This window comes from Pantoea sp. Morm (genome assembly GCF_016643525.1).
In the GTDB taxonomy this organism is placed as follows: domain Bacteria; phylum Pseudomonadota; class Gammaproteobacteria; order Enterobacterales; family Enterobacteriaceae; genus Pantoea; species Pantoea dispersa.
In genome coordinates this window covers 1-5,777 of sequence record NZ_VOQX01000157.1, presented here as the reverse complement: position 1 = coordinate 5,777, position 5,777 = coordinate 1, and the positions used below count along the sequence as shown (strand labels likewise).

Genomic DNA, 5,777 nt, shown 5'->3' with positions numbered 1-5,777 from the left:
TGGTGGTACAGCACAAAAGTGGGGGTGATCGACCTGAAGAAAAAGTCGATCACCATGGGTAAAGGATGTTAAAAAGTGTTCACTATGTCCCCGAACACCTGTCTGCCATGTCCCCGGACTGTACACTCCCACGGGGAGAGGGAGAAGTATAGTGCGTTTTGGTGCCCTCACCCCGGCCCTCTCCCACGGGGAGAGGGAGCGGTATAGTGCGTTCTGGTGCCCTCACCCCGGCCCTCTCCCACGGGGAGAGGGAGCGGTATAGTGCGTTTTGGTGCAGCTACTGGGCTGATACCTGACACACGCTCGGGCGGTTCCCTCTCCCGCGGGCGGGAGAGGGTTAGGGTGAGGGAAAAGCCTTACACCTCTTCGCTAAACTGCGGTACCGGATTGCGGAACGTGCGGGTCACAAACGCCAGGTAAACAATACCAATCGCCGCCCACACCAGGCCGAGCACCATTGAGGTCTCTTCCAGGTTGATCCACAGCGCACCCACCGTCAGCGCACCCATGATGGGCAGCACCAGATAGTTGAGGTGGTCTTTCAGCGTCTTGTTACGCTTCTCACGAATCCAGAACTGGGCAATCACCGACAGGTTCACAAAGGTGAACGCCACCAGCGCACCGAAGTTAATCAGCGCCGTTGCGGTGACCAGGTCGAAGTTGATCGCCAGCAGCGCTACCGCACCAACCAGCAGCACGTTCAGCGACGGCGTGCGGAATTTCGGATGCACGAAGCCAAAGAAACGCTGCGGGAACACACCGTCACGGCCCATCACGTACATCAGACGCGAAACGCCGGCGTGTGCCGCCATGCCGCTGGCCAGCACCGTCACCACCGAGAAAATCAGAATGCCGATCTGCAGCGCTTTACCCGCCACGAACAGCATGATTTCCGGCTGTGAAGAGTCCGGATTCTGGAAACGCGAGATATCCGGGAAATATAGCTGCAGGAAGTACGAGACGCCAATAAAGATCACCCCACCAATCAGCGCGGTCAGGAAAATCGCGCGTGGAATGGTGCGCTCGGCATCTTTGGTCTCTTCCGACAGCGAGCTGATACCGTCAAAGCCAAGGAACGAGAAGCACAGAATGGTCGCACCGGTAATCATCGGCACCACCTGCGCATTTTCAGACCAGAACGGCTTAGTACTGGTCAGCGTACCAGCGCCAATACCGTGTGCCACACCATACACCACCATACCGGTGATCACCGCCATCACCACTACCTGCAGCACCACAATGACGCTGTTGAAGTTGGCCACGGTTTTGATCCCACGCAGGTTGGAGATGGTCATAAACGCCACCAGCAGCACCACGAAAATCCACGACGGAATGCCCGGCACCAGCGACTCAAAGTAGCTTTTCGCCAGCAGGATGTTGATCATCGGCAGGAACAGATAGTCCAGCAGTGATGACCAGCCCACCATAAAGCCGACGTGCGGACTGATAGCCTTCTGAGCATAGGTGTAAGCGGAGCCCGCAGATGGGAAGCGGCGTACCAGCTTGCCGTAGCTCACGGCAGTAAACAGTATCGCGATCAGCGCGAAAGCATAAGCGGTGGCGACGTGACCGTCGGTGAGGCCTGACACGATGCCGAAGGTATCAAACAGGGTCATTGGCTGCATATACGCCAGGCCCATCATGACGACCGGGATCAGAGTCAGAGATTTTTTCAGATGTGCACGCTGTGGTGCGGCAGAGGTATTAAGCGACATTGTTCAGGCCCCCTACAGCAACAACTGAGTTCAGTTGTACCACAGGGATACTGCGCAATGTGCTGCAGTGAGAAGTGATATTAGTGTTTGCGATTGTCGCCGCGCCATAATCATCACGGAAGCGAGAACCAGCCTGCGCTGGTGCAATTGTAAACAGTCCCATCTTTGTTCCTCAAATCTCACGCACAAGCGTGTTTCAGTGTCTATCTATCCGGATGCGTGTCCGGCCTCGTTCATGTAGTGAAAGCACCATGCAAAAAAATAACCGACGTAATAAGCGTCGGTTATGTTTTGTCTTTTGCAGGGCGCGTATTTTGCCCCAACTTAGGCCATCGACACAAGATGTTGGATCAATTCTTCTGTCGGTCAGGCGTTCTTTAACATCCAGTCAATTTCCGTGGCGGTGATCAGCCGTTCAAACTCGCGCAGCTCATACTGTTTGCAGCTGTGCCACACGCCGCTGAAACGCTCGCCGAGCAGCTTTTGCAGCGGATAGCTGTTTTCAAACTCGTACAGCGCATCGCTCTGGCGAATCGGCAGTTCCAGCCCTTCCGCCTCGTGACCATTGCCCTTTACCGGATGCGGTAAGGGTAGCTGATTATCCAGACCGTGCAAGATACCGGCAATAATTGCTGACACCACCAGATACGGATTGGCATCGGCGCCCGCCACACGGTACTCGACGCGATGGTTTTCTACATCGCCGCAGGGAATGCGCAGCGCCACCGTGCGGTTATTGTGTCCCCATGACGCCTGCAGCGGCACAAACGCCTCCGGCAGGAAGCGGCGAAACGCGTTGACGTTAGGTGCCAGCAGCGCCATTGATGCCGGCATCAGATCGATCATGCCAGCCAGGGCGCGCTTCAGCAGCGGCGAATCGCTGCCATCATCCAGCGCAAAGGCGTTGTGGTCGGCGGCATCCAGCATACTGATGTGTACGTGCATGCCGCTGCCCGCATACTCCTCATACGGCTTGGCCATAAAGGTGGCGGTCATGCCGTGGTTTTCTGCCACCTGGCGCACCAGACGCTTCAGCAGAATGGCGTCGTCACAGGCTTTGAGGATATCGCGCGTATGGTGCAGGTTGATTTCGAACTGGCCCGGCGAGGCTTCCGCCAGCGCGCCGTCGGCGGGGATATTCTGCAGTTTCGCCAGCGCGTCGATATCGCGCAGTACATCGGCGAAATGGTCGAGATTATCCAGCGAATACACCTGACTCTGCATGTTGCGCTCTTCGCTGCCTGGCGCACACGGCGGCTGAATATAGCCTTCGGCATCGCGCTTTTTGTCCACCAGATAGAACTCCAGCTCTACCGCTACCACCGGAAACAGACCGCGATTGCGCAGCTGTTGCCACAGCCGGTTCAGCACGTTTCGGGGTTCAACGTCAAAGGGAGTGCCATCTTGGTCGCACATAGTCAGCAGCAACTGGGCGATGCGTTGCGGGTCAGAGGCGGAAGGAATTAAGGTCCCGGGGACCGGTATGCAGAGGTTATCAGGTTCGCCGAGCGCCTGTCCGAGGCCGGCCTCCTCGACGGTATTACCGAGAATGTCCATGGCGAAAACCGAGGCCGGAAAGTAACACCCTTTTTCCAGCTTAGCTAACGCGGAGACGGGAATGCGTTTACCGCGAAATACCCCGTTGAGATCGTTTAACAGAATATCGACATACTGCGTTTCCGGATGGCGTTCCAGCCAGGTTTTCACCTCCAGCTGGAACGCGCTGGTTCGTTTTTCTTCACTGTGTCGCGTGAAGTCTTCTACTTCCACGAGGTTCGTCATCTTCCCACCCGCCCTATACCGTTTAAGATGGTTTGCACATGCTCAAAATAACAGCCACACCTCTAACATAGCTCTAACGCAAATGGTGTGCAAATGTAACAATTCTGTTTGAAGAACAACCAGACGGTTGCTAGATTGACAATATATTGCACACTTTTTCTACTTAGCGCGCAAAACCGGCGAAAATATTGAACAGCAGCGTGGAGACGTAATGGGCATTATTTTTGACAAGCCTTTGATTGGCGTAGTGATGTGCCAGAACCCCATCGGTAACCACCTTGGGCAGACCGTGCATAACAAATACCTCGACGCCGTGGTGCTGGCCGGTGGCGTGCCGCTGCCTTTGCCGCATCAGCTGATGCACGCGCCGCAGCTATTAGAAAACAGTATGACGCTGCTGGACGGCATTTTGCTCACCGGCAGTCCAAGCAATATTGAACCCTGGCATTACGGTGAAGAGGGTCATGAGGCGCATGCCGATCCGTCGCGTGACCGCTTGTCCTTTGCGCTTATCACCCACGCCAGCGGGAAAAAAATGCCGATGCTGGGCATCTGCCGCGGTTTGCAGGAGCTGGTGGTCGCCAACGGCGGCGCGCTGCATCGCCAGCTGCATCAGACGCACCTGTTTCAGGAGCACCGCGAAGATGACAGCCAGCCGCTGGAACAGCAGTACGCGCCGGCACATCTGGTGCAGCCCGAACCCGACGGCCTGCTGAGCCAGCTGCTGAGCAGCGCTGCCGCGTTTGCGGTCAATTCGCTGCACGGCCAGGGCATCCGCGAGCCTGGCCCGCAGTTACGCATTGAAGCCCGCGCGCCGGATGGCCTGATCGAAGCCGTCAGCCTGCGCCAGCATCCGTTTGCGCTGGCGGTGCAATGGCATCCGGAGTGGCAATCCGATCGCGATCCGGTCTCGCGCCGTTTATTCGAGGCCTTTATCCACGCCGCAGCACGTTATCACAAGGAAAAGCAGCCATGAATGATGCCACTCTGGCGCCCGGACGACGCTTATCGCAAATCCGGCAGGAGTTGGGATTGTCTCAGCGTCGCGTCGCTGAGTTGTCAGGTTTAACACACAGCGCCATCAGTACCATTGAGCAGGATAAAGTCAGCCCGGCAGTCAGCACGTTACAAAAGCTACTCAAAGTGTATGGGCTGTCGCTGTCGGAGTTTTTCTCGGAGCCGAAAGTGAATGCCACGCCGCGCATCATCGTACGGCCGGATGATTGCGTTGAGATCGGCAGCCTCGGTGTTTCTTTACAGCTGATTGATAACGGTGCGGCGAAGCGCGCGCTGGCGATGCTGCTGGAGCGCTACGAGCCGGGGGCCAGCACCGGTGAAAAGCTGCGCCATCCGGGGGAAGAGACCGGCACGGTGCTGGAAGGGGAAATCACCCTGGTGGTGAACGGTCAGAGTTATCACCTTAACCGCGGCGAAAGCTACGTGATTGACACCGGTTTGCCGCACAGTTTTACCAATACGTCAGATCAGCCGTGTCGCATTGTCAGCGCGCATACGCCCGCCAATTTCTGAGTTCACGCGCTACAGGAGGTTATGATGCACCACGTGCAAAGTTATTACGCCGCGACCGCCAACGCGCACGCGCCGTGGCCGCAGCTGCAGGAGAGCATTCAGTGTGACGTCTGCATCATCGGCGGCGGGTTTACCGGGCTCTCTTCCGCGCTGTTTCTCACCGAAGCCGGTTACGATGTGGTGGTGCTGGAAGCGGCCCGCGTCGGCTTTGGCGCCAGCGGCCGCAACGGCGGCCAGGTGGTGAATTCCTACAGTCGCGATGTCGATGTGATTGAGCAGCGCTACGGCAAACAGACTGCGCAGATGCTGGGCAGCATGATGTTCGAAGGGGCGGAGATTATCCGCGACCGCATCGATCGTTACGCCATCGCCTGCGACTATCGTCCCGGCGGCATTTTTGCAGCCCTCAATCAGCGCCAGATGGGGCATCTGCGCAGCCAGCAGGCCAGCTGGGCGCGTTACGGCAACAGCGATCTGGAGCTGCTGGACGAGCGCGGTATCCGCCGTGAAGTGGCCACCGACCGTTACGTCGGCGGTCTGCTGGACCGGCGCGGCGGTCATCTGCATCCGCTCAATCTGGCGTTAGGTGAAGCCGAGGCAATTCGCCGGCACGGCGGCCGTATTTATGAGCAGTCGGCGGCGCTGGCAGTGACCTACGGCGCACCCAACCGGGTCAAAACCGCGCAGGGTGAAGTCAGCGCCACCTTTGTGCTTTTTGCCGGCAACGCCTATCTGCCGTCACAGCTGGAA

The 5,777-nt window shown here is 57.6% G+C and carries 6 protein-coding genes; 4 read left to right on the top strand and 2 right to left on the bottom strand.

Annotated elements, in window-relative coordinates; all coding sequences use genetic code 11:
- Positions 1 to 72 (top strand): hypothetical protein (locus tag FT726_RS25830; protein WP_225614602.1); only part of this gene is annotated, 72 nt, incomplete at its 5' end.
- 284 nt (positions 73 to 356) lie between these two features.
- On the opposite strand, the gene FT726_RS25825 is transcribed toward FT726_RS25830, so the two are convergent.
- Together FT726_RS25825 and FT726_RS25820 are read right to left on the bottom strand one after the other, a co-directional pair.
- Complete coding sequence (locus tag FT726_RS25825) at positions 357 to 1,715, bottom strand: APC family permease (RefSeq protein WP_346303693.1); 1,359 nt, start codon at positions 1,713 to 1,715, stop codon at positions 357 to 359.
- A 366-nt stretch (positions 1,716 to 2,081) separates the two neighbouring features.
- Positions 2,082 to 3,497: a glutamine synthetase family protein gene (locus FT726_RS25820; RefSeq protein ID WP_021509364.1), complete on the bottom strand. Its 1,416-nt coding sequence runs from the start codon at positions 3,495 to 3,497 to the stop codon at positions 2,082 to 2,084.
- A 211-nt stretch (positions 3,498 to 3,708) separates the two neighbouring features.
- On the opposite strand from FT726_RS25820, the gene puuD reads away from it, so the two are divergent.
- The 3 genes from puuD to FT726_RS25805 form a co-directional block, all read left to right on the top strand.
- A complete protein-coding gene (gene puuD / locus FT726_RS25815) occupies positions 3,709 to 4,473 on the top strand; it encodes a gamma-glutamyl-gamma-aminobutyrate hydrolase (protein ID WP_288421912.1) in 765 nt (254 codons plus the stop codon).
- Positions 4,470 to 5,027 (top strand): HTH-type transcriptional regulator PuuR, encoded by a 558-nt coding sequence (puuR, locus tag FT726_RS25810; protein WP_031280073.1) that lies wholly within the window; start codon positions 4,470 to 4,472, stop codon positions 5,025 to 5,027. Before puuD ends, puuR begins: the two co-directional genes overlap by 4 nt.
- A 24-nt stretch (positions 5,028 to 5,051) precedes the next feature.
- On the top strand, positions 5,052 to 5,777 hold a 726-nt coding region (locus tag FT726_RS25805), incomplete at its 3' end, for an FAD-binding oxidoreductase (protein ID WP_346303694.1).

What these genes read in the sequence shown, in the direction of transcription:
- FT726_RS25825 (WP_346303693.1), bottom strand. Translation starts at nt 1,715, where the DNA reads ATGTCGCTTAATACCTCTGCCGCACCACAGCGTGCACATCTGAAAAAA.
- FT726_RS25820 (WP_021509364.1), bottom strand. Translation starts at nt 3,497, where the DNA reads ATGACGAACCTCGTGGAAGTAGAAGACTTCACGCGACACAGTGAAGAA.
- puuD (WP_288421912.1), top strand. Translation starts at nt 3,709, where the DNA reads ATGGGCATTATTTTTGACAAGCCTTTGATTGGCGTAGTGATGTGCCAG.
- puuR (WP_031280073.1), top strand. Translation starts at nt 4,470, where the DNA reads ATGAATGATGCCACTCTGGCGCCCGGACGACGCTTATCGCAAATCCGG.